The 2,482-nt window shown below is 60.4% G+C and carries 2 protein-coding genes; both read left to right on the top strand.

Going from position 1 to position 2,482, the window contains the following annotated elements; all coding sequences use genetic code 11:
* The first annotated feature begins 120 nt into the window (after positions 1–120).
* Positions 121–1,620, top strand: a complete 1,500-nt coding sequence (gene istA, locus C7401_RS44125; protein ID WP_373864504.1) for an IS21 family transposase — start codon at positions 121–123, stop codon at positions 1,618–1,620.
* Positions 1,613–2,410: an IS21-like element helper ATPase IstB gene (istB, locus tag C7401_RS44120; protein ID WP_112178352.1), complete on the top strand. Its 798-nt coding sequence runs from the start codon at positions 1,613–1,615 to the stop codon at positions 2,408–2,410. The genes istA and istB overlap by 8 nt, the downstream gene beginning before the upstream one ends.
* Positions 2,411–2,482 lie beyond the last annotated feature (72 nt).

Below are 2,482 nucleotides of genomic sequence, written 5' to 3'. Positions count from 1 at the left end.
TGTTGACGTTCACCCAGAATTGACCCACCTAGACATGTAGTTTTCATCGAATTTTGACCCACGTGATTGAATGCCCTGCTCAACCTTTGAGCAGGGGATACAGAGGTGATCACGGTGGGCATGCTGGCCAAGATCAGGCGGATGTACTTCCGCGAGAAGGTCCCGCTGCGCGAGATTGCGCGGCGCACGGGCCTGTCCCGAAACACTGTGCGCACATGGCTGCGCCAGACCGAGGCGACCGAGCCGAACTACCCGAAACGCACGACGCCAAGCGTCATTGATGATTGGGCCGACGAGCTGACGGGCTGGCTCAAGGCCGACAGCCACCGCCCAAAGCGCGATCGGCGCACAGCGCAGTTCATGTTTGAGGCGATTCGGGCGCGAGGCTATGCCGGCAGCTACGGCCGCGTGAGTGCCTTTGTTCGTCGCTGGCATGAGCAGCAGGATGAGGCTCCGAGACGCAAGGCGTACGTACCTCTCGCGTTCGAGCCCGGTGAGGCATTCCAGTTCGACTGGAGCTGTGAGTACGCCTTTATTGGTGGTCTTCGGCGGCGTCTGGAGGTCGCGCACGTCAAGCTGAACGCCAGCCGAGCCTTCTGGCTGGTTGCCTACCCCACGCAAAGCCACGAGATGCTGTTCGACGCGCACGCGCGGGCGTTTGCCGCCTTCGGCGGCGTCCCGCGCCGTGGCATCTACGACAACATGAAGACGGCCGTCGATAAGGTCGGCCGGGGCAAGGAGCGCGCCGTCAATGCGCGCTTCGAAGCGATGTGCAGCCATTACCTGTTTGAGCCTGAGTTCTGTAACCGCGCAGCCGGCTGGGAAAAAGGCATCGTTGAGAAGAACGTGCAGGACCGGCGCAGGCAGATCTGGCACGAAGCCGCATTACGTCGCTGGGAATCGCTCGAAGTCCTCAACGAATGGATCGCCGCGCAGTGCCATGAGGCGTGGCGCGTGCGTCACCCGCAATGGCCGGAGCTGACCATCGAAGAGGTGCTGCAGGACGAACGCACGCGGCTGATGCCCAACCCGCGTCCGTTCGACGGCTACGTGGAGCAAACACTGCGTGTGTCCTCGACCAGCCTCATCCACTTCCAGCGTAACCGCTACAGCGTGCCCACAGAGCACACGAACCAGCTCGTAAGCCTGCGCTGCTATCCGACGTACCTAAGCATCGTCGCAGACGACCACGAGATCGCTCGCCACGAGCGCAGCTTCGAGCGGCACATGACGTTCTACGACTGGCGTCATTACATCACCCTGGTCGAACGCAAGCCGGGCGCGCTGCGCAACGGTGCGCCATTCGCCACGATGCCACAACCGCTTCAGGATCTGCAGCGACATCTGCTGAAGCACCCGGGTGGCGACAGGGTGATGACGCAGGTGCTAGCCGCGGTGCGTGAGCATGGTCTGGATTCCGTACTTCTTGCAGTGCGGGCTGCGCTCGATTCCGGGCGCCCCAGTGGTGAGCACGTGCTCAACGTACTCAGCCGCCTGAAGGCGCCGATGGAAATGCGCGCCGTGACAGCGACAAAGCTGCACTTGACCGAAGAACCGACCGCAGACGTCTCGCGCTATGAGAGCCTGCGTCCCGTCCTGCCGGAGGATCCTCATGTCTAACGACATCATTGCCCAGCTCAAGGGGCTCAAGCTTCATGGTATGGCCAGCAGCTGGCCGGAACTGCTCGCACAGTCGCGACATACGGAATTCGAGCCAGAGCGGTTCATGCATCAGTTGCTGCTCGCCGAGACCGCTGAGCGGCAGGTGCGCTCGATTGCCTATCAGATGACGGCGGCGCGCTTCCCGGCGCATCGCGATCTTAAGGGCTTCGACTTCGCACAGGCACACGTTGACGAAGCGCTGGTTCGTGAACTGTACGACCTGTCGTTCATCGCAAGCGCGCACAACGTCGTGTTCATCGGCGGCCCTGGAACAGGCAAGACACATCTGGCAACAGCGATCGGCATCGAGGCGGTGCAGCGTCGCGGCAAGCGTGTACGGTACTTCTCGACCGTTGAACTGACCAATGCGCTGGAACTTGAAAAGGCAGCTGGCAAGCAGGGGCAGATTGCGCACAAGCTGATGTACGTCGATCTGGTGATCCTTGATGAACTGGGCTACCTGCCGTTCAGCCAGACAGGCGGCGCATTGCTGTTCCACCTGCTCTCCAAGCTGTACGAACACACTAGCGTAGCGATTACGACCAACCTGAGCTTCGGCGAGTGGGCTGCAGTGTTCGGGGATGCAAAGATGACGACAGCGTTGTTGGACCGCGTCACCCATCACTGTCATATCGTGGAGACAGGTAACGAATCGTGGCGCTTCAAGACCAGTTCAGCAAAATCCAGAACGGCTAAAAAGCGAACTGTAAAAGCAGCAGACGACGAAGAGTTATCCACACCGGAATAGATGTACTACGCTGTCTCGGGGTGGGTCAAATTTAGATGAAAACTGTGGGTCAGGATTCGGTGAACGCCAACA

Source organism: Paraburkholderia unamae (genome assembly GCF_003268775.1).
Lineage (GTDB): Bacteria > Pseudomonadota > Gammaproteobacteria > Burkholderiales > Burkholderiaceae > Paraburkholderia > Paraburkholderia unamae.
The sequence above is the reverse complement of the archived record's forward strand: the minus strand, read 5'-3'. Positions and strand labels throughout refer to the sequence as shown.